At 34.4% G+C, this 20,694-nt stretch carries 16 protein-coding genes, 2 pseudogenes and 1 other annotated feature; of the genes and pseudogenes, 16 read left to right on the forward strand and 2 right to left on the reverse strand.

Annotation, left to right across the window (positions count from 1 at the left end):
- Positions 1 to 583 precede the first annotated feature (583 nt).
- From M663_RS0107130 to M663_RS14625, 9 genes and pseudogenes are all read left to right on the forward strand, one after another.
- Positions 584 to 1,753, forward strand: coding sequence for an iron-containing alcohol dehydrogenase (locus M663_RS0107130; RefSeq protein ID WP_029688433.1), 1,170 nt, complete (start codon positions 584 to 586; stop codon positions 1,751 to 1,753).
- Between the two features lie 154 nt (positions 1,754 to 1,907).
- Positions 1,908 to 4,397, forward strand: coding sequence for a PBP1A family penicillin-binding protein (locus M663_RS0107135; RefSeq protein ID WP_029688434.1), 2,490 nt, complete (start codon positions 1,908 to 1,910; stop codon positions 4,395 to 4,397).
- A gap of 91 nt (positions 4,398 to 4,488) precedes the next feature.
- Positions 4,489 to 6,837, forward strand: a complete 2,349-nt coding sequence (locus M663_RS0107140) for a cyclic nucleotide-binding protein (RefSeq protein WP_029688436.1) — start codon at positions 4,489 to 4,491, stop codon at positions 6,835 to 6,837.
- A 24-nt stretch (positions 6,838 to 6,861) separates the two neighbouring features.
- Entirely contained in the window at positions 6,862 to 8,028 is a 1,167-nt protein-coding gene (locus tag M663_RS0107145; RefSeq protein ID WP_029688437.1) for a M28 family peptidase, read from the forward strand.
- Positions 8,029 to 8,052: 24 nt separating this feature from the next.
- Positions 8,053 to 8,325 (forward strand): annotated as a pseudogene (locus M663_RS0107150) (heterodisulfide reductase subunit A-like protein); the annotation flags it as partial.
- A 166-nt stretch (positions 8,326 to 8,491) separates the two neighbouring features.
- Positions 8,492 to 9,076, forward strand: coding sequence for a TetR/AcrR family transcriptional regulator (locus tag M663_RS0107155; protein WP_029688439.1), 585 nt, complete (start codon positions 8,492 to 8,494; stop codon positions 9,074 to 9,076).
- A 51-nt stretch (positions 9,077 to 9,127) separates the two neighbouring features.
- A complete protein-coding gene (locus tag M663_RS0107160) occupies positions 9,128 to 10,111 on the forward strand; it encodes an acyl-CoA dehydratase activase-related protein (protein WP_029688440.1) in 984 nt (327 codons plus the stop codon).
- Positions 10,112 to 11,206 carry a 2-hydroxyacyl-CoA dehydratase gene (locus M663_RS0107165; RefSeq protein WP_029688441.1) on the forward strand — a complete coding sequence of 365 codons (1,095 nt, stop codon included), beginning with the start codon at positions 10,112 to 10,114 and terminating at the stop codon, positions 11,204 to 11,206.
- Between the two features lie 6 nt (positions 11,207 to 11,212).
- Positions 11,213 to 12,174: pseudogene (locus tag M663_RS14625) on the forward strand (acyl-CoA dehydratase activase).
- Positions 12,175 to 12,215: 41 nt separating this feature from the next.
- Here the strand turns inward: M663_RS14625 and M663_RS0107175 are convergent.
- Entirely contained in the window at positions 12,216 to 12,704 is a 489-nt protein-coding gene (locus M663_RS0107175) for an ECF transporter S component (RefSeq protein ID WP_029688442.1), read from the reverse strand.
- Between the two features lie 170 nt (positions 12,705 to 12,874).
- Here M663_RS0107175 and M663_RS0107180 point away from each other — a divergent pair, with 170 nt between their 5' ends.
- From M663_RS0107180 to M663_RS0107215, 7 genes are all read left to right on the forward strand, one after another.
- The gene (locus M663_RS0107180; RefSeq protein WP_029688444.1) at positions 12,875 to 13,600 is read left to right on the forward strand and encodes a phosphate ABC transporter ATP-binding protein; all 726 of its coding nucleotides are present in this window, start codon (positions 12,875 to 12,877) and stop codon (positions 13,598 to 13,600) included.
- Positions 13,597 to 14,349 (forward strand): iron export ABC transporter permease subunit FetB, encoded by a 753-nt coding sequence (gene fetB, locus M663_RS0107185; protein WP_029688445.1) that lies wholly within the window; start codon positions 13,597 to 13,599, stop codon positions 14,347 to 14,349. Before M663_RS0107180 ends, fetB begins: the two co-directional genes overlap by 4 nt.
- A 66-nt stretch (positions 14,350 to 14,415) precedes the next feature.
- Positions 14,416 to 14,626 (forward strand) — a binding site (T-box leader).
- A 52-nt stretch (positions 14,627 to 14,678) separates the two neighbouring features.
- Positions 14,679 to 17,129 (forward strand): leucine--tRNA ligase, encoded by a 2,451-nt coding sequence (gene leuS, locus M663_RS0107195; RefSeq protein ID WP_029688446.1) that lies wholly within the window; start codon positions 14,679 to 14,681, stop codon positions 17,127 to 17,129.
- 65 nt (positions 17,130 to 17,194) lie between these two features.
- Positions 17,195 to 17,896 (forward strand): AzlC family ABC transporter permease, encoded by a 702-nt coding sequence (locus M663_RS0107200; protein ID WP_029688447.1) that lies wholly within the window; start codon positions 17,195 to 17,197, stop codon positions 17,894 to 17,896.
- Positions 17,878 to 18,201 carry an AzlD domain-containing protein gene (locus M663_RS0107205; RefSeq protein ID WP_029688448.1) on the forward strand — a complete coding sequence of 108 codons (324 nt, stop codon included), beginning with the start codon at positions 17,878 to 17,880 and terminating at the stop codon, positions 18,199 to 18,201. Before M663_RS0107200 ends, M663_RS0107205 begins: the two co-directional genes overlap by 19 nt.
- A 130-nt stretch (positions 18,202 to 18,331) precedes the next feature.
- Entirely contained in the window at positions 18,332 to 19,435 is a 1,104-nt protein-coding gene (locus tag M663_RS0107210) for a PfkB family carbohydrate kinase (protein WP_029688451.1), read from the forward strand.
- Positions 19,432 to 20,355 carry a pseudouridine-5'-phosphate glycosidase gene (locus M663_RS0107215; protein WP_029688452.1) on the forward strand — a complete coding sequence of 308 codons (924 nt, stop codon included), beginning with the start codon at positions 19,432 to 19,434 and terminating at the stop codon, positions 20,353 to 20,355. The genes M663_RS0107210 and M663_RS0107215 overlap by 4 nt, the downstream gene beginning before the upstream one ends.
- A 9-nt stretch (positions 20,356 to 20,364) precedes the next feature.
- On the opposite strand, the gene tlp is transcribed toward M663_RS0107215, so the two are convergent.
- The gene (tlp, locus tag M663_RS0107220; protein WP_029688453.1) at positions 20,365 to 20,628 is read right to left on the reverse strand and encodes a small acid-soluble spore protein Tlp; all 264 of its coding nucleotides are present in this window, start codon (positions 20,626 to 20,628) and stop codon (positions 20,365 to 20,367) included.
- Between the last annotated feature and the right edge of the window lie 66 nt (positions 20,629 to 20,694).

A 20,694-nucleotide genomic window follows, 5' to 3' on the forward strand; every position in this document is an offset into this window, starting at 1 on the left:
GGACTCTAATAATTTAGCTAACTTTTCATCTTTTGTTCTTTTTACAAAAAGATAATACAAAAATTTCAGAATCTATAGTAATATTGTCTTGAGCCATTTCTTATCTTTCCAGTTAGATTTTTGGTTTGTTTCTATTTCTATTCTAACCAGGGGTGGGGAATGGCTCAACCCCTTTTTACACAGTTATATAGACTTAACTGTTTTTATTGATAAAAGGTATTCAAATATTATAGAGCTTGGATAAAAGGGAATTAATACCTACTCTTGAGACAAAGGGGACCGTTTCTTTCGTCCGAAAAATTCAGACAAGAGGAACCATCCCCTTTGTCTTATACAAAACAATTTGCAAAACAAGTCGTCGATATAATTAAAAAAATGATTATGGAAGAATGGTTTGCTATGCATCGGATAAAATTGAGGATTGCAATTTATAATTATTAACAAAAATTTCCTTATTTTCATATTTCATTATTTTCTCCCTTTGTGTTATAATTTTCTAAAGGACATTTTTATTAATGTGTTTTGACATCTTGATAACTTCACATATGGCAACACGATAAAAAACTTTCAGGGGAGTGGTTTTATGGAGAACTTTGTTTTTTCAAGCCCTACAAAAATTATTTTTGGTAAGGGAACAGAACATCAAGTGGGTGAAGAGGTAAAAAATTACAGCAGTAAAGTGCTGCTTTGTTATGGGGGAGGAAGCATAAAGAAGACTGGTTTATATGATAAAGTTGTAGATTCTTTAAAAGAGGCTGGGATTGAGTTTATAGAGCTGTCAGGTGTAAAGCCTAATCCAAGGCTTGGTCTTGTGCAGGAAGGAATAAAATTATGCCGAGAAAACAATATCGATTTTATCTTAGCTGTTGGTGGAGGAAGTGTCATTGACACTGCAAAGGCTATTGCAATGGGTGTACCCTATGATGGCAATGTGTGGGACTTTTTTGTAGGAAAAGCGAAGCTTGAAAGGGCCTTACCTGTAGGTGTAATTTTAACTATTCCTGCAACAGGAAGTGAAGCGAGTGATGCTACAGTTATTACAAATGAAAACGGATGGTACAAAAGAGGATTTCACCATGACTTGATAAGACCTAAGTTTGCAATTATGAATCCAGAGCTTACATATACATTGCCAAATTATCAAACGGCCTGTGGTGTTGCAGATATTATGGCACACGTCATGGAAAGATATTTTACAAATGTCAAAGGTGTTGATTTGACTGATAGGTTTTGTGAGGCTACTTTAAAAACTGTTATAAATAATGTGCGTATTGTGCTAAAAGACCCAACAAATTATAATGCAAGGGCAGAAATTATGTGGGCAGGTACCATTGCACACAATGATTTACTAAGCACAGGAAGGATAGGAGATTGGGCTTCCCATAAAATTGAACATGAATTAAGTGCTATTTACGATATTGCCCATGGAGCAGGACTTGCAATTATCTTTCCAGCCTGGATGAAGTACGTATACAAGCATGATATAAATCGCTTTGTACAATTTGCTGTAAGAGTATGGGATGTGAATTTAGCTTATGAAAACCTCGAAGACATAGCATTAGAAGGTATAAGACGAATGACAGAATTTTTTAAAGCGATTGGTCTTCCTGTTACGCTCAAAGAAGCAGGCATTTCTGATGACAGATTTGAAGAGATGGCAAATAAGTGCACAGACAACGGCAACAAAAAAATTGGTAATTTTATAAAGTTAGGAAAGGAAGATGTCATCAATATATATAAATTAGCAAAATAAGCTTTTAAAAAGTCAGTCATTAGTGGCTGACTTTTTTGATGGGATTTTTAATGATTTGTTACAAATTGGACATAAAAATGGCCTGAATTTATGATATAATTTATATTAATCATTATATGCTTTCAGAAGAGTACTTTAATATGGGGGATTTAATATGGATAATAACGCAAATTTAAAGCGAAGTGAAAGGAGAAAACAGAAGGATAAAACTAAAAAGAAAAGCGTGGCAAAAAACATAATAAAATTTGTCATATATACTTTTATAATTCTAATATTTGCAGCTGCTGGGGTTATTGGAGCTAAAGTATGGACAATAATTAAAGATACTCCCGAGATATCTGAGGAAGCTTTAACAAAGCAAGCCCAATCTTCTATTGTTTATGCAGATAACGGAGAAGAAGTAGCAACTTTGTTTGGGGCAAGTAATAGGATATGGGTTCCATTAGACCAAATACCTAAAGATTTACAAAATGCTTTCGTTGCTATTGAGGACCAAAGATTTTATCAAAATAACTTAGGAATTGATCTAAAAAGAATCATTGGAGCTCTTATTGCAAATATTAAAGCGGGAGGTAAACCTGTTGAAGGTGCAAGTACTATAACTCAACAGCTTGTAAAAAATACCATGCTTTCCAGTGAAAAAACCCTTTCAAGAAAAATTAAAGAAGCGATTCTTGCTTGGAGACTGGAACAGAAATATTCAAAAGAACAAATACTAGAGGCTTATCTCAACACAATATACCTTGGAGGACCTAATGTAAATGCATATGGAGTGGAAGCAGCTGCAAGAGCTTATTTCAACAAACATGTTAATGAGTTAGATTTAGCAGAAAGTGCTTTAATTGCTGGTATAACTAAGAACCCTTCCTTGTATTCGCCTGCAGCTAACAAAGAAGCTGCAATAGAGAGGCAGCGTCTTGTTTTAAAAGAAATGCTTAAACAAGGGTACATTACACAAGAACAATACGATGAGGCTATTAATGAAAAGTTGGAGTTTGATATACATTATTCTGTTGTCAGCGATAAACATAAATATTTCATAGATCAAGTAAAAGAGGATGTGGCTAATGCTCTTTCACAAAAATTAAACATATCGTATGAAGAGGCTATGAACAAAATATTCAATGGTGGTCTTAGAATTTACACGACAATGGATGTAAATATCCAAAATATTATGGAGGAAGCTTTCAAAAACTCAAAACTTTTTCCGGCTGATTTAAAAGATAAAGAAGGCAACATTCGAATAGTTCAAGGTGCCATGGTAGTAATGGATTGGAGAACAGGAGAAGTTAAGGGTATAGTTGGGAGAAGAGAAACTGACGAAACTCAGGGCAAAGTAAGAGTTTTCAATTATGCAACTACAGGTGGCAGACCACCTGGTTCTTCAATAAAGCCTATTACAGTTTATGGACCAGCATTGGAGAAAGGCTATACAGCTGCTACAGTTGTTGATGATGTTCCTGTTTATTACAAACAGTGGAATTGGGAGCCTCACAATTATAGTAGAAATACTTATAAAGGTCTTATGACCTTCAGAGAAGCTTTAAAAGTATCCCAAAATATACCTGCTGTAAGGATAGTTGTCGAGATGATAGGGCTTAATACTGCTGCAGAATATGGCAAAAAATTTGGGCTTGACATAACGGAAAGAATTGAAAAATCACCAGCTGCCCTTTCCCTTGGAGCAGGTGGAGAAGTTACCCCACTTCAAATGGCCGCTGCTTATGGAGCGATTGCAAATGGAGGAGTTTACACATCTCCTATTACATTTACAAAGGTTACTGACTCAGAAGGGAATGTAATTTTAGAAAATAAACCTTCCCAGCATATAGTTTTAAGTCCGCAAAATGCTTATATATTAACAAATATGATGCAGGAGGTTGTAAAACCTGGAGGGACGGGTACGAATGCAAGACTTCCTAATATGCCTGTTGCAGGGAAAACTGGTACAAATGAAAACTATTATGATGCCTGGTTTGCAGGGTTTACCCCTTATTATTCGGCTTCAGTGTGGATGGGAACCGGGGAGAATATAGCAATGATATATGGTGGTAAAGGAGTTACAGGAGGTTCTTATCCAGCAATATTTTGGAAAACAGTGATGATGCAGATACACAAAAATTTACCATATAAAGATTTTGTAAGGCCACCAGGAATTATTTCTGTAACAGTATGTCGCGATTCAGGAGAACTTCCTACAGATTTGTGTCATTTGGATCCTAGAGGTGACAGAACCTATACTGAAATTTTTGCACAGGGTACTCAACCCACAACTTATTGCACTGTTCATGTTACAGCAAAAATAAATTCTCAAAATGGTAAACTAGCAACGGATTTAACTCCTCCTGATTTGGTAAAAGATGCTGTGTTTATAGATCCACCAGGTAGAACACCAGCGCAGAATGCAGTTGCACTAGATGGAAAATATGTGGTTCCAAAAGAATACGATGATACTGTTCCGCCACCACAGAATTCTGATAATGGTGATGCTCCAGGGGATAATACTCAACCACCGCCCGCTAATAACGGTGGTACAGAGCAACCTCCTGGAGGAGAAACGACCAATCCGCCTCCTAACAATGGTAATTCTCAAACTAGTCCGCCTAGTAATAACCCTCCTTCCACAACAAATCCAATACCATGAGAAAAAAGCATACTTGAAAGCATAGCTTTCAAGTATGCTTTTTTTATAAAATGTGCTATTATTAAATTAAGATATAGTTGGAGGAGTTAAATTGAAAAAGATTGTTTTATTAATGATGGTTTTAGTGTTATTTTTATCAGGGTGTGACAATTTAAAAATCCCAGGGGAAGCTATAAAACCTCCGAAAAATATTGCAAATGCCGCCTTACAAGACGGCAATGTGCCTTTGTGGACAATTCAAAGTAATGGAGAAAGATTTTTTGATACGACATTTATATCAGAAGATGAAATCGTTACTTTAGTGTATAAAGATGGCAACATATATTTGAGAAGTTATGACAAAGATAAAATGATTGAAGAAAAACTTTTGCGGACAAAAGCAGATTATAGAATATTAAATACCTCTTTAAATAAATTTGTGGTTAAAAAAGGAGAAACGGAAATAGCACTTTATGATGATAAGTTAACTGAAATTTTAAATTATAATGTGGAGTCTAAAAAGATTGATTATCAAAAGAATGTGTTAGATGCTATGGTGTCTCCTGATGGAGAAGCTGTTGTTATTTCCAATGTATACTATAAGGATAATTATCCAGCTGATGGCGAATTAATATTGTTCAATCAAAATAAAATTGTCAAAAAGATAAATCATGTAATACCGAAACTTGAAAATTTTAGCAATAATAGCGAAAAATTTTTGTTTATTGATTTAAGCAATAGAAATAACAACAATAATTTGATGAAAGAGAAAGAAAATGACGTTCCTTATCTTTCCTCAAGTGATTTGCTACAATATAACATTTATGTGTATAATAGAAATGGGAAAATGATAAAAAGAATAAAGATGCCGCTCAGCCCATCAAAGGTAGAAGGAACTTCTGGCATGACAAAAATTTCGGCTTTATTATCTGCTGATGGCAATACAATTTTATTTTCCAGTTATTTTGACAAAAAACTTTATATAGAAAAATTAAATGGCGACAAAACAGAGATCCCAAAGATAGCAGAGAGGTTTTACACTAATAAAGATGCTACTAAGTTTGTTATAGGCAATTATGGAGTTTCTAAGATTTATGATAGTTGTGGAAAGCTTGTAGACTATATTGTAGTAAATTACGGACTTATAAATGATGTGCGTTTTGAAGGGAATAATACTTATTTTGCTATAAATGGCACAACAATTCCTAACGCGAAAACTAAAGATTACATAGGGGTCATGGATGAAAGTGAAAATATGATTTGGACTGCCAAAGTCTATGATACTATAGCAATGCTTAAATTTTCTCCAGATGGCAAAAGAATTATGGCACAGTCTTCTAAATCTATATCAGTATATGACTATCACAATGGGAAAATAGACATTATACCTCGCCCTATAAACGGAAAATATCCTGAGTTTGTCTGGAAAAGGTTATTAAATGAAGACATTGAAGGAGAAAATGCTTTTATATTTACGGATGAATTAGAAAATATTTATATAGCTAAAAATACTAATTTGATAAAGGCGACAAAAAATGGCAATCAGCTTTGGATGGTAGGTACAAGTAAACCTATCAAATTTTTGGATTTATCTCGCAATGGAGAGTTAATTGCTTTAGTCATAGAAGATGAAAAAGGCAGTGAAGTGATAGTTTATGATAAGTCAGGCATGGTGATTTCCCACAAATACATAATAAAAGGGCACGAAGTAACTTCCGTTTCTGTATCTCCTGATGGAGAATATTTTTCCTATGCAGTATCAACGCCTGAAAATGAGGAATATGGCTCTTTTATTGATTTTTTTAATGATAAAGGGTATATGATATGGGAGCAAAAAATAAAATCTACTTTTGTTTATGACTTATCTATAAATAAAGATATAGTAACTGCCTCTTTTGATGATGGTAATTCTTCTGGAATTTTAGCGATGGATTTTAGCGGCAAAGTTTTTTATAATAAAGACATGAAAAGCAATGAACCTTTTATAACAGCTTCAGAGGATGGAAAAGCGTTTTTACTCTTAGGTTTTGACGGTAGTATTGGATTTTATAATAGAGAAAAGGCACTTTTAAGTGAAAACTATACAAAAAAAGGAGTTATACAACAAGCTTTAATGTCTAAAGATGGGAAAGCAGCGGTTCTAATATCTTTCAGCAAAGATTATAAAGAATATTATATTACATTTTTTAACAATTTTAATATGACAAAAACTATAACTTCTAGTTGGAAAGTTAAAAAAGCAGTTATGACACCTGATGGAAATTATATAGTAATTTTATCTCAAGAATATGACAATACCATAAACAATGCTAATAAAATAACTATGTACGACAAGCAAGGAAATACTTTATATAGTTATTATCATAAAAGCGGTATTTATGATATTGCTATTACGGAGGATGGTTCGAACTTGTACATATATTCTGCAGATGGTTACGTATATAAGTATCGCAATAAATAGTTTTACTGAGAGGGGGCTTTTAATTTGAAGAGCATTGACTATTTAAAGGAATTGACTAAGTTTGAACACAGGGGCTCTGCGACAAAAAATGAAAGGCAAGCCGCGGAGTATATTTTGCAGGAATTGAAGAGGATGGGGTATAAAGCTGAGAAACGGACTTTTAAAACTACAAGAGACAATCTATATATGCTTTCTTTACAAGTGGGTGTTTTGCTGTTTATTTGCGGCTTTTTCTCATTGATGTACGGCGGACCTTTAGAAATAGCAGCATTTTTACTCAGTTTATTTGCGATAAGTCTTTTGTTATTAGAAGTAAGTGGTAAGCCAGTTGAAACAAGTATAATGCCTAGGCATTTATCCGAAAATGTTTTTACAAGTTTTGATGAAAGCCGCAGCAAAAGAATAATTGTATCAGCCCATTATGATACGCAAAGAGGCAGTATAATGTTTCATCCTAAAATTGTCGACAAACTAAGTGCAATTTACAACATTTCATATATAGGATTTGGACTTATTCCAATTGGAATTTTGTTTAATATTTTCAATTTAGTTATAGCTTCTGCAATATTGCGTATTGGACTTATTATTGTTTTTGCAAATATAATTTTTATGGCTATATGTGAAGTAACGGGTAGGTATATACAAGGGGCAAATGACAATGGCACAGGGGTAGCTTTAACTTTAGCATTGGCAAATTACTATATAAACCATAAAGACAAGTTTCCTGATAATGTTGACATGGTATTTTTATTTACTGGCAGTGAAGAGACAGGGGAAAGAGGAATGAAAAATTTCATAAGGGAATACCGTAAAAAACTTTCTAAAGAGACCAAATTCATCATACTTGATAATCTTGGAACTGGTAAAGTTACATACCTTGAGGGGGAAGGAATGATATTTTATAAAAGAGCCGGGAAAATGTTACTTGATATAGCAGAGGAGATGGCAAAAGGTCGTGACGGAAAAGTTCAAAAAATGAAAAATTTGCTCCTTCCTACAGATGCTCTTCCAGCAATGGCTGCTGGATTTGATGCAATAGCGTTTCTTGCAAAAGATGAAAAAGGAAGACTAGGTAACTACCACTGGCATACGGATACTATAGAAAACGTCGATACCCAACTTTTAAGTTATGAAGAAGAGTTTTTTAAAGAGTATTTAGTTAAAGTAGCAGAAAGGTTGAACAAAATGTGAGCTTATTATGAAAAAGACCAATGAAGAGAAGACATTTTTGAATGGGTAGGATTACATCCTCAACTTTGTGCAGATGATGGAGATAGGTATTTAAGGGAATTATTAAGAGGAGCACAAATAGATGAACTTTATGTTGCTGCCTGTGATCCTACAATGCAGAGGAAAATGTACAGAGATGCTTTTGATGATGTAGGCTTTCCTAGAGATAAGCATATTGGAATCGAAATAAGAAACATGAATACACAGCAGGTTATTGAGGAAATAAAGAAAGCTGTACACTTAACGGGAAATTGTTAGTTCCACCTGTGAAAGTTAAATAAAGTAACTATCTGGCCGTATGGCCAATTTTTTTAATAAAAATCTTTGCTTTTTAAAAGAGCAATTTTGCTTTTTGTTTTATGACAAAGATATGTTATAATATGTATGCAAGCAATTACTTGCATACATATTGTGAGGTGTTTTAATGGGCGATTCGGTGAAGGAAAAGATAGTTATGTCTACTTTAAAACTAATTTCTGAAAAAGGATATAAGTCTACAACTACAAGAAATATTGCAGAAGAGGCAGGAGTAAATGAAGTTACAATTTTTAGATGTTTTGGAAGCAAAAAAGATATAGTGCTTTATGCATTAAAAGAGCTGGAATTATTAAAGCCTGTAGATGAAAGAATATTAGACAATTGTACTGGTAATTTAAAAGAAGACCTACTCATGCTTGCTCATGAATATCATAAAAATTTTACAGAAGAAAAAGCGAAAATCATGATAGGATTGAGAAGTCCAGAGATTTTTGAGGAGGTAAAAGAATATCTGATCAGGATTCCAAAAGGCTTTAAAGAAGTTTTGATAAAGTATTTTGAAAAAATGTATGAGAAGGGATTATTAAATACTGATGATTTTGAACTTTTAGCCTTTGCTTTTATATCATTGAATTTCGGTTTTGTTTTAATGAATGCCTCCTATGGTAACAAGCTAATTGGCTTTAGCGATAGAGAATTTGTTAAAAAAAGCATAGAAATTTTTGTAAAAGCAATAGAAAAAAGTGATTGAAGTAGTGTAAAATATGATATATGATGTACTTGGAGGAGAGGAGAGCAAATAATGAAAATAGGTATTCCAAAAGCTTTAATGTATTATTTTTATTATCCATTCTGGAAAACTCTTTTCGAAAGCCTTGGTTTTGAAGTGGTCACCTCTGACGATACTTCAAAAAGTATTTTAGACATAGGGGTAAAAGAAGCAGTTGCGGAAATATGTGTACCTATGAAGGTATATACAGGACATGTTTTAAATTTGCTGGATAAGAGTGTTGATTACATATATATTCCTAGGTTTGTAAGCTTAAGGAAAGGTATATTTATGTGCCCTAAATTTATGGGGTTGCCTGACATGATAAAAGGTCTTTTTGATGGCATTGAGAATAAAATTTTGACTCATAACATAGTGTCAAAAAGTACTGACATATCAGAGTTTCACAATTATACAGTTTTTATCGATAAATTGGGTGTGAGTAGAAAAGATTTAAAAAATGCTTTAAAGAAAGCCCGAGACAAATGGCTTGAGTTTAGAGCTTTGAATAAGCAAGGATATGATATAAATGAGCTTTTGACGAGTGATAAACCAAAAAAATATGATGGCGATATTACAATAGGTCTAATTGGTTATGTATATAATGTTTATGATAGATTTGTCAATATGGACTTGCTTAATGTTTTTCGCAAGCTCAACATAAAAGTTGTGACTTTTGATATGATGGAAGAAAGGATAATACAACGTCAATTGAAAAAATTTAAAAAAAATATGTTTTGGGAATTTACTAATATGCTCTTAGGTACAGCTTATGAGTTTATGGAAAGAGATGACATTGATGGTATTATTCATATTACTGCCTTTGGATGCGGTCCTGATTCAATTCTTGAGCCTTTTTTAACTATAGATTCTGAAAAACACAAAAAACCTTTTATGACTTTAAGAATTGATGAGCAAACTGGTGAAAGCCACGTAATTACACGAGTTGAGGCATTTACGGACCTCATAAGGATTAAAAAATATAAAGCTGAAAAATCTGTGGAAGGCGTGATTTAAGTGAAGATAACATTTCCTTATATGGGTTCTCCTTATATGTATGAAAAATTATTTAGTTTGCTTGGTCACGAAGTTATAACGCCACCGCGGCCATCTCAAAGAACGATAAATTACGGTGTAAAATATAGTCCTGAATTTGCTTGTTTTCCTTTAAAGGTTATTTTAGGGACTTATCTTGAGGCTTTAGAATTAGGAGCGGATACTATAGTGACTTCTGGTGGGAATGGTCCCTGCAGGGCTGGTTATTATGGAGAGGCTCAGAAAAAAATACTTCAAAACATGGGTTATGATGTAGAATTTATAATATTTGATGAGCCGAAAAGAGATTGGAAAACTTTTTTGGAAAATGTAAAAAAGATAAAAGGAAATAATTCATGGCGGCAGGTTATTAAAACGGTAAAAATTGTATATGATATGGCAAAATCAATGGATAAGGTAGAGAAAATTGTAGAAACGAAGAGGGCTTATGAGTGTAATAAAGAGTTTACTAAAGTATGGCATGAAATTACAGAAGAATATAGGAAAATAGAATCTTCTGAAGATGTAAAGAGGGTAGAAAAAAAGGCGATCGAGAGGTTAAATAGTATAAAGATTTGTGAAGTACCGGAAGAAGAAAAGATAAAGATTGGAATAGTAGGAGAAATATATGTTGTGATGGAGCCTTCAATAAATGGTAATATAGAAGAAGTTTTAAATGCTTATGGCGCAGAAGTGGAAAGGTCTCATTACATTTCCGAATGGATTGATTTTAATTTAATACCTTTGCCTTTTTACAAAGAGAAAGAACATCAAATATTGAAAAAAGGTGAGAAATACATAGAGATAATAATTGGTGGGCATGCGAAACAGTCTGTAGGCGCAATAATTGATTTTATGGAAAGAGGATTTGATGGAGTCATTCACTTGAAACCTTTTGGATGTTTACCAGAACTTGTTTCTCAAAGTGTGATAGATAAAATAATGAGAGAATATGACTATCCAATTTTGTCACTTTCTGTAGATGAGCAAATGGCTATTGCCAATGTATTAACGAGAATAGAAGCTTTTTTAGATGTAATAAAACTAAAAAAACACAGAAAAAGGATAGCGAGGTAGACAAAAGTGGAGAAAATATATATTGGTGTTGATGTAGGATCAGTAAGTATAAAGGTTGTAGCAATTGATGAAAATAATGAGGTATTATTCAATTCGTACGTAAGAAATGTTGGGCAACCAATTGATACTGTAAAGGATGAACTAGCAAAATTACACAATGAATTGGCAACTAAAGAAATAGGTGGTGTTGGAGTAACGGGAAGTGGTAGACAGCTTCTTGGGTACATCCTTGGTGCAGATGTAATAAAAAATGAGATAACTGCCCATGCTACTGCTACATTGCAGTTTCATCCAGATGTTAGTACTATTTTTGAAATTGGCGGCCAGGATTCTAAACTTATTATTATAAATGATGGTACGATAACGACTTTGCTATGAATACGGTTTGTGCTGCTGGTACAGGGTCATTCCTTGACCATCAAGCACAAAGGCTGGGGATAAAGATTGAGGAATTTGGTGAAATTGCATTGACTGCAAAGCGAGATGTGAGAATTGCAGGTAGATGCACAGTCTTTGCAGAATCTGATATGATATCGAAACAGCAATACGGGTTTAGCAAAGCGGAGATATTGAAAGGCCTTTCAAAGGCCTTAGTGAGAAATTATATGAACAATCTTGTAAGAGGGAGAAAATTGAAGCCGGTTTTTGTATTCCAAGGCGGTGTGGCGGCAAATATTGCGATAAAAAAGGCGTTTGAAGAAGAAGTAGGACATGAGGTAATTGTGCCAAAGTATTATGACATCATGGGAGCAATAGGAATAGCGATGTTGGCAAAAGATGAAATGAAACGGACAGGAAAAACTACAAAGTTTAAGGGATTTGAGGTTTCAAAGGAGAAGTTTGAAACGACGAGCTTTATTTGCAAAGCTTGTCCTAACGAATGTGAAATAATACAAATTAAAGCAAACGGCAAAGTAATAGCGATGACAGGAGATAGATGTGGCAGATGGTCAAACTCTGTTATATAATTGAAGCAAACAAGGGGAGCATTTTCTCCCCTTATTTTTTGTTATCCTTCTTTTGCTGTTTTAAAGTAGTTTTGGAGAAATGCTGTTATTATGAGTGCAACAATACCTCCTATGAGTGCTGTTATAAGCTGTGGGAAGGTAAAAGCCTGGACAATTTTTAAGGGAACTTTTACATTGAACAGCTGCATTATATATTTTACTGATAGGGCCAGCCATATAAATTTAACTACAGCACCTACTATCATTCCTATTACTTTGTTTTTTTGCGTTGAAAAAAGTATTACATATAATCCATTACCTACCATTATAAAAGGAATCATGAGAGGAAATCCCATTATGCCTACTAAAAATGCAATTACCGGTGTTAAAAGTCCTATTATAATTCCTGACCACATTCCAACAGTACCAGCGGCAATTAGAAGCATAGCGTTTACGAGGGAGCCTGTTATTAGTTGAGGCATTTTTAAAAACTGAAATATTAAAGTAATAGCTAATAGGATAGCTGTTCTCGTTATAAATTTTGTATTCACACAAATCGCCTCCTTTCCTCTTATTGTCAATTATATTTTATTACTTTAGAAGAAGAATGTCAAATAAATATCAACGTTCCAAAGAAATTTTTGACTCTGTTGACTTTCGCACAAAGAAAGGATACAATTTAGATATAAATGTAACAATTGTTACAATAGAGGTGATTTATGTGAATGAAATAGAATTTAAAGATGTAAGCTACAATCGTTTTGGAAATAAGATATTAAAAAACATTTCTGTAAAATTTGAAGGTGGAGCAATACATACTATTGTCGGCCCTTCTGGAGCTGGAAAATCCACGTTGATTAAACTGATAAACCGATTGATAGATCCAACCCATGGCAGTATTTTAATAGACGACGTGGATATTAAAACAATAGATGTGATAGACTTAAGAAGAAGAATTGGAATGGTTTTTCAGCAGCCTCATCTTTTTGAAGGAACAGTAAAAGAGAATATTGAGTATGGTCCAATGCTTAAAGGCGAAAAAAATGTAAACGTGGAGTATTATTTGAGCATTGTAGGATTGAATAATGAGTATGCTACAAAAGATGTGAAAAATTTATCAGGAGGGGAACAGCAAAGAGTTTCTATAGCGAGAACTCTTGCAAATAATCCTGAAGCTCTTTTACTTGATGAACCTACTTCAGCCCTTGACCCTACTTCTACAGAAATAGTAGAGAAATTGATATTTAACCTAAAAGAAAAAATGAATTTGACGATTATTTGGATAACTCACAACATGGAACAGGCTAAGCGCATTGGAGATTACACAGCACTGCTTAACAAAGGGCAATTAATAGAATATGCTAAAACTTATGATTTTTTTACAAATCCCCAAAATGAAATTACAAAATTGTTTATACAAGGTAAGTTAAAGGAGGAAGTTAAATGAGTGTATTGTCTTTGACATTGGCGTCAAGTCTTGTGCTAATATCAATTTTTGTTTCTTGTTACCAAAAGCTGGGGATTGAAAAGGAAATAGTTATAGGTACTATAAGAGCGGTTGTGCAGCTTACAATAGTGGGATACATTTTACACTATATATTTGCTGCAAATAATGCTTTATTTACCTTGGCAATGGTGGCTTTAATGATAGTAGTTGCTGGAAATAATGCTTCAAAGAGAGGGAAGGGCATACCGAATGTTTTTTATTTTATCACTTTTTCAATTGCCTTAAGTGCCGCGATTACAATTTCTCTGCTCATTTTGTTTGGGAATATACATTTTAGACCCCAGGAAGTTATACCTGTGTCAGGAATGATAATAGGTAATGCAATGGTGGCATCGGGGCTTGCTGTTTCAAGGCTAAAAGATGAAATAAAAAATAGGTCGCAGGAAATAGAGGCGTATTTGTCACTTGGCGCAACTTCAAGGCAAGCAGCGCAAAAAGTGATAAAGACTGCGATAAAGACGGGAATGATTCCTACAGTTGACAGCATGAAAACTCTTGGCATCGTGCAACTTCCAGGAATGATGACTGGTTTAATATTAGGAGGGGTAGACCCTATTAATGCAGTTAAGTACCAGATAATGGTTACTTTTATGCTGGCATCAACAGTTTCGATTTCTTGCTTTAGTGTTACTTTTCTCACCTATAGAAACTTTTTTACTAAGTACCATCAACTTGTGTCTGATTTATAATAATATTGTTTAAAAGGATATTGCATTTATTTTTCTTTTGTAATAAAATAATGTACAAATCTATTTGTAAATACGATGATGTGGAGTAGTAAGCATGATAAGCTTTCAGAGAGCCGTTGGTTGGTGCAAAACGGTAGCTTCTCCTGCTGAAACTCGCCACGGAGTAGGTATACCGAAGTTTAGTAGGTATGCACGGTTACCGCCGTTACAGGTTTGAGAGGGCGCTTTTGCGCCAAAAAGAGTGGTACCACGGAAGAGTAGCTCTTTCGTCTCTTATGAGATGAAGGGCTTTTTTTAATAAAATTAAAATTAAGTTAGAGGTGAAATATATGGCGTATTCTGTTGAAGTCGATAGAAAGTGGCAAAGAAAATGGGAAGAAACAAAGTTATACAAGTTTAATCCTGAAAATGTGGACAAAAAACTTTACTGTTTAGAGATGTTTTCTTATCCATCAGGTGCTAAACTTCACGTAGGGCACTGGTACAATTATGGTCCTACAGATTCATGGGCAAGACTTAAAAGGATGCAGGGATATGAAGTTTTTCATCCGATGGGATTTGACGCTTTTGGACTTCCTGCAGAAAACTATGCTATAAAGACGGGAATACATCCTTATGATTCAACTATGGAAAATATAAAAACGATGGAAAAGCAGTTAAGAGAAATGGGGGCAACTTTTGATTGGGACTATGAAGTAATAACTTGCTTGCCGGACTATTATAAATGGACACAGTGGATTTTCCTTAAGCTTTTTGAGGCAGGCCTTGCCTATAGGAAGAAAGCTCCAGTGAATTGGTGCCCAAGCTGTCAAACTGTTCTTGCAAACGAGCAAGTTATAGATGGAAAATGTGAAAGGTGCGGTACTGAAGTTACAAAGAAAGATTTGACTCAGTGGTTTTTCAAGATAACTGCTTATGCAGAAGAACTCCTTGAAAAACTGGATGAACTTGATTGGCCTGAAAAGACAAAAATAATGCAGAGAAATTGGATTGGAAAGTCGGATGGGGCAGAGATAGAATTTAAAGTTGACGGCAAAGACCTGACATTTAAGGTGTTTACAACAAGGGCTGATACGTTATATGGAGCGACGTATGTAGTTATCGCTCCAGAACATGAGATTGTGGATTTAATTACTACAGATGAATATAAACAAGCTGTTGAGGAGTATAAAGAATACGCGAGAAAACAAAGTGAAATTGAAAGGTTGTCTACTGAAAAAGAAAAGACAGGAGTATCTACAGGAGCATACGCGATTCATCCTCTGACGGGAGAGAAACTCCCTATTTGGATAGCAGACTATGTCCTTGCAACATATGGAACAGGTTGTGTCATGGCTGTTCCTGCCCATGATGAAAGAGATTATGAATTTGCAACAAAATACAACCTTCCTATAAAAAGAGTGATAAAAGGAATTGGAGATGTGGACGACAGTCTACCCTTTGTTGAGTATGGAGTGCTTATAAACAGTGGAGAATTTACAGGTATAAAATCAGAAGAGGCAAGGATAAAGATTGTAGAGAAATTGCAACAAGAAGGTAGAGCTTCTTTTAAGGTTAATTACAGATTGAGAGACTGGCTTGTTTCAAGGCAGAGATACTGGGGAGCTCCAATACCTGTAATTCACTGTGAACGTTGTGGCATAGTCCCTGTCCCAGAAGAAGATTTGCCAGTGTTACTTCCTTATGATGTGGAATTTGCTCCAACAGGTGAGTCTCCACTTAAAAAGCATGAAGGCTTTATGAACGTTACTTGTCCAAAATGTGGAGGCAAAGCGTTAAGAGACCCCGATACTCTTGATACTTTTGTGGATTCTTCGTGGTACTTTTTGAGATATCCCGATAACAAAAACGACAAAGAGCCTTTCAATAAAGAATGGATAAATAAAATGTTGCCTGTTGACAAGTACGTAGGTGGAGCAGAGCACGCGACAATGCATCTTTTGTACGCAAGGTTTGTCACAAAAGCCTTAAGAGACTTGGGATATCTTGACTTTGATGAACCTTTTAAATCATTAGTCCACCAAGGCACAATATTGGGACCTGATGGAACCAGAATGAGTAAATCTAGAGGAAATGTCATCTCGCCTGACGAATACATTAAAGAATACGGTTCTGATGTATTTAGGCTCTATCTGATGTTTGGATTTGCTTATTCTGAAGGTGGGCCATGGAATGATGATGGTATTAAGGCAATTTCCAGATTTGTCAATAGAGTGGAGAGGTTTATAGATAAATTTATTGAGACTAGACAAAATCCAGGAAAGACAAAAGAAGAAATGGGAGATGCGGAAAAAGAATTGAACTATGTGAGACATTACACTATAAAACACGTGACATTGGATGCCGATAAATTTGAATTCAACACTGCTATAGCGAGAATAATGGAACTTGTAAATGCTTTGTATAAATATGAAAATGAGGTTGAAGTAAAGAACATGAAATTTTATGAAGATGTGGTAAGAGATTTTGTAAAAATCTTGGCGCCTTTTGTGCCCCATTTCTCTGAAGAGATGTGGGAAAGGCTGGGTTATGAATACTCTGTTTTCAATCAGAAGTGGCCTGAGTGGGATGAAAAGGCTCTACAAAAAGATATTGTAGAGATAGCTGTCCAGGTAAATGGCAAGGTGAGGGGGAGACTTGAAGTTCCTTCAAATGCTACTGACGAAGAAGTAGAAAAGCTTGCTCTTTCAGATAAAAATGTAAAAGCATATGTGGATGGAAAAGAGATAAAGAAGGTTATAGTCGTCAAAAACAGGCTTGTAAATATTGTTGTGAAATAATTAAAAGCAGGAGGCGTGCTCCTGCTTTTAAATAAATATTTTTAGTGATGGTGAGGGAGTAAATTATGATAGTAGATAGTGATGTTAAAAAGAGTATAAATGGAGTTAAAAGTGCACTACCTATTGTGTTAGGATATTTGCCAATAGGTTTTGCTTATGGACTAGTTGGCGTGAAAAGCGGTTTTACTATTTCACAAGTGATGGCATTGTCTCTTTTTGTATATGCGGGTTCAGCACAATTTATTGCTATAAGTTTGCTTAGTGCAGGGGCAAGTATCGTTACATTGGTATCTACAATATTTATAGTGAATTTGAGGCACTTTTTATATAGTACATCACTATCGCAGTATATGAAGTACATATCGAGGAAACATATACCAATATTATCTTTTTTTATTACTGATGAGACATATGCTGTTGCGATTACAGATTTGCAAACTAACTCTGAATATACTGAAGGTTATTTCTACCAACTATTTTTAACCTCGTATACTGCCTGGGTATTTGCTTCATTTTTAGGTGCTGTATCAGGAAGTTTGATAGGAGGCTCTATAAACGTAGGGCTTGATTTTGCACTTCCCGCAATGTATATTGCATTGCTACTCATGCAAATATCAGGGTATAAAAAAGTTTTTATAAGTATATTTTCGGGTTTGCTGTCTATAACTTTGATGTTTATATTACCAGGAAATACAAATGTCATTGTAGCTGCATTAATAGGTGCAGGAATGGGGGTATTGCTTGACAAATGGGTACGAAATTTATAATAAGTGTTATTGGAATGTTTTTAGTTACATATATTCCACGATTTATGCCTGTTTATGGCTTAACTAAAATAGAACTTCCTCAGACTGTAAAGTCATTTCTTGAGTATGTGCCTGTGGCAGTTCTTTCAGCTCTTTTATTTCCAGTAATTTTCATTAAGGATGGAAGGTTATTCCTAGATTTGTCAAATATATATTTACTTTCAGCAATACCGACATTTATAGCCGCGTATTTTACGAGAAAATTATTTACACCTGTTGTTGTGGGTATTGTTAGCTATGTGATTTTATCATATATTATTAAGTAGATTGGTATGCTTTCTGGATAATAATGTTTTTACTGCTTTTTAAAATAAGCAGTTTTTTTATTTGCGTTTTTGTGATATAATATACTTGCAAATGTTTGATAAACAAATAATTGTTTAGGAGTGTATTGATGTGGCATTGACACAGAGGGAAAAAGAGATATTAAGATTTATAAAGAAAAATCCAATGATTTCTCAAGAAGAATTAGCACAACTTATGGGTATAAGCAGGTCAGCTGTTGCAGGGCACATAGCAAACCTCATGAAAAAGGGCTTTATATTAGGAAGAGGCTATGTGGTGAGGGACTTTAAAGGTATTACTGTAATTGGAGGAGCAAATATAGATATAAAAGGTAAACCCTATTCAGAGCTTAAGCAGCATACTTCAAATCCGGGACACATAAACATAGCACCTGGCGGTGTAGGAAGAAATATTGCTCACAACCTTGCACAGCTTAGCTTACCTGTTACACTTTTGAGCGTTGTGGGTAATGATGATGAAGGAAGAAGGCTTCTTGAGGAGACAAGGCAAGCAGGGGTAAATGTTGAACAGATTGTAATTTCAAATACAAGGCGTACAGGTATATATCTTGCCATTCTTAATGCAATTGGTGATATGGATGTGGCTCTTTCGGGAATGGACATTTTAGAAGAGTTAAATATACAATATCTTGAGTCCAAGATGGAAGTTATAAAAAATAGTGAGATTGTAGTTTTTGATACAAATATTCCCAAAGACAGCATCAAATATATTGTGGAGCTTTGCTACAATAATAATATTCCTGTAGTGGCAGAGCCCGTTTCCATCGACAAAGCAAAAAAATTAATAGGTGTACTTGACAAAATCGATTATGTAACTCCAAATAAAGAAGAACTTGAATCGATATCTGGAGTTAAAATAGCAAATGATGAGGATATGAAAAAAGCAGTTAAATATTTAAGACAAAAAGGTGTCAAAAATGTCATAGTAACTTTAGGAGAAAGAGGGGTATATATTTCTTCAGAAGAAGTTGAAAAATTTATAGAACCATATCAAGCCGAAATTGTTGATGCTACAGGTGCAGGAGATGCTTTGACGGCTGGCTTGGTCTATGGTATTTTTAATAGCTATCCTCTGGATGTATCGGCAAAACTTGGTCTTGCTGCGGCATCTCTTACAATATCCTCACCTTATACAGTAAATCCATTTTTAAATGAAAATCAATTAAAAAATATAGTAAAGGAGATTGTAAAATGAATAATTTCATTGATATGTCAAAAGAAGTTAAAGAAGCAATGGAGGAAGGAAAACCTGTTGTTGCACTTGAGTCCACTATAATATCTCACGGAATGCCTTATCCGGAAAATATTGAGACGGCTAAAACTTTGGAGAATATTGTAAGAGAACATGGAGCTATACCTGCTACAATTGCCATTATAAATGGAAGAATAAAAATTGGTTTAAGCGAAGAAGAACTCGAATTTATGGGAACTTCAAAAGAAATATTAAAAGCTAGCAGAAGGGATTTACCCGTAGTTTTAGTAAAAGGACTTAGTGCAGCGACTACAGTTTCCGCAACAATGATTTGTGCAAATCTTGCAGGCATAAAAGTGTTTGTTACAGGAGGTATAGGAGGTGTCCACAGAGGAGCAGAACAAACATTTGATATATCAGCTGATTTACAAGAACTTGCAAATACAGACGTAGCAGTTGTATGCGCAGGTGCAAAGGCAATACTTGACCTTCCTCGCACTCTTGAATACCTTGAAACCTTTGGGGTTCCTGTGGTAGGGTTTAAAACTTCAGAGTTTCCAGCTTTTTATACAAGAGAAAGCGGACTTAAAGTTGATTATAAAGTTGATGACGAAATAGAGGCTGCAAAAATTATAAAGACAAAATGGGATTTAGGCCTCAAAGGTGGAATTTTAATTGCAAATCCTATTCCAGAAGAATATGCCTTGGATAAAGCTTATATAGATAAAGCTATAGAAGATGCTCTTTATGAGGCAGAAAAGCGAAATATAAAAGGTAAAGAAATAACACCTTTTTTGTTGGATAAAATAAAAGATTTGACACAAGGTGAAAGTTTAAAAGCTAATATTGAACTTGTCAAAAATAATACCCATGTAGGTGCTAAAATTGCCATTGAATTAAATAAATTGTATAAAGAGGCGTAATCCGCCTCTTTATACTTGCTTTTTGTCGTTGTCGTGTACTTCATCTATTATTTCTTCTCTCATGTTTTGTATACTTGTGAGCCTATTTTTGTTTTTCTGTTTAATCCTTTCTATTTCTTCAGGAGAAAGTTCTTCTGCGTGTAATTTTAAGTAATCTTCTGCTTCTCTATAATTTTCTATAGTATCGTGTATCATTTGTTGTAATTTTTCTACATTGTCTGAGCGGTCATCCGGCTTTGGAGGTTTTGTGTATTTATCATTTTCCTTTGCCATAAATCTCACTCCTAATTTTGAAGTTTCTCATATTTATTTTGTTCATAAAAAATATTTATATGTATT

It is taken from the genome of Thermoanaerobacter sp. A7A (assembly GCF_000445185.1).
Classification (GTDB): domain Bacteria; phylum Bacillota; class Thermoanaerobacteria; order Thermoanaerobacterales; family Thermoanaerobacteraceae; genus Thermoanaerobacter.

Excerpts from the sequence above, each read along its gene's own strand:
- M663_RS0107130 (WP_029688433.1), top strand. The coding sequence starts at position 584 with ATGGAGAACTTTGTTTTTTCAAGCCCTACAAAAATTATTTTTGGTAAG.
- M663_RS0107135 (WP_029688434.1), top strand. The coding sequence starts at position 1,908 with ATGGATAATAACGCAAATTTAAAGCGAAGTGAAAGGAGAAAACAGAAG.
- M663_RS0107155 (WP_029688439.1), top strand. The coding sequence starts at position 8,492 with ATGGGCGATTCGGTGAAGGAAAAGATAGTTATGTCTACTTTAAAACTA.
- M663_RS0107160 (WP_029688440.1), top strand. The coding sequence starts at position 9,128 with ATGAAAATAGGTATTCCAAAAGCTTTAATGTATTATTTTTATTATCCA.
- fetB (WP_029688445.1), top strand. The coding sequence starts at position 13,597 with ATGAGTGTATTGTCTTTGACATTGGCGTCAAGTCTTGTGCTAATATCA.
- leuS (WP_029688446.1), top strand. The coding sequence starts at position 14,679 with ATGGCGTATTCTGTTGAAGTCGATAGAAAGTGGCAAAGAAAATGGGAA.
- M663_RS0107200 (WP_029688447.1), top strand. The coding sequence starts at position 17,195 with ATGATAGTAGATAGTGATGTTAAAAAGAGTATAAATGGAGTTAAAAGT.
- M663_RS0107205 (WP_029688448.1), top strand. The coding sequence starts at position 17,878 with ATGGGTACGAAATTTATAATAAGTGTTATTGGAATGTTTTTAGTTACA.
- M663_RS0107215 (WP_029688452.1), top strand. The coding sequence starts at position 19,432 with ATGAATAATTTCATTGATATGTCAAAAGAAGTTAAAGAAGCAATGGAG.
- tlp (WP_029688453.1), bottom strand. The coding sequence starts at position 20,628 with ATGGCAAAGGAAAATGATAAATACACAAAACCTCCAAAGCCGGATGAC.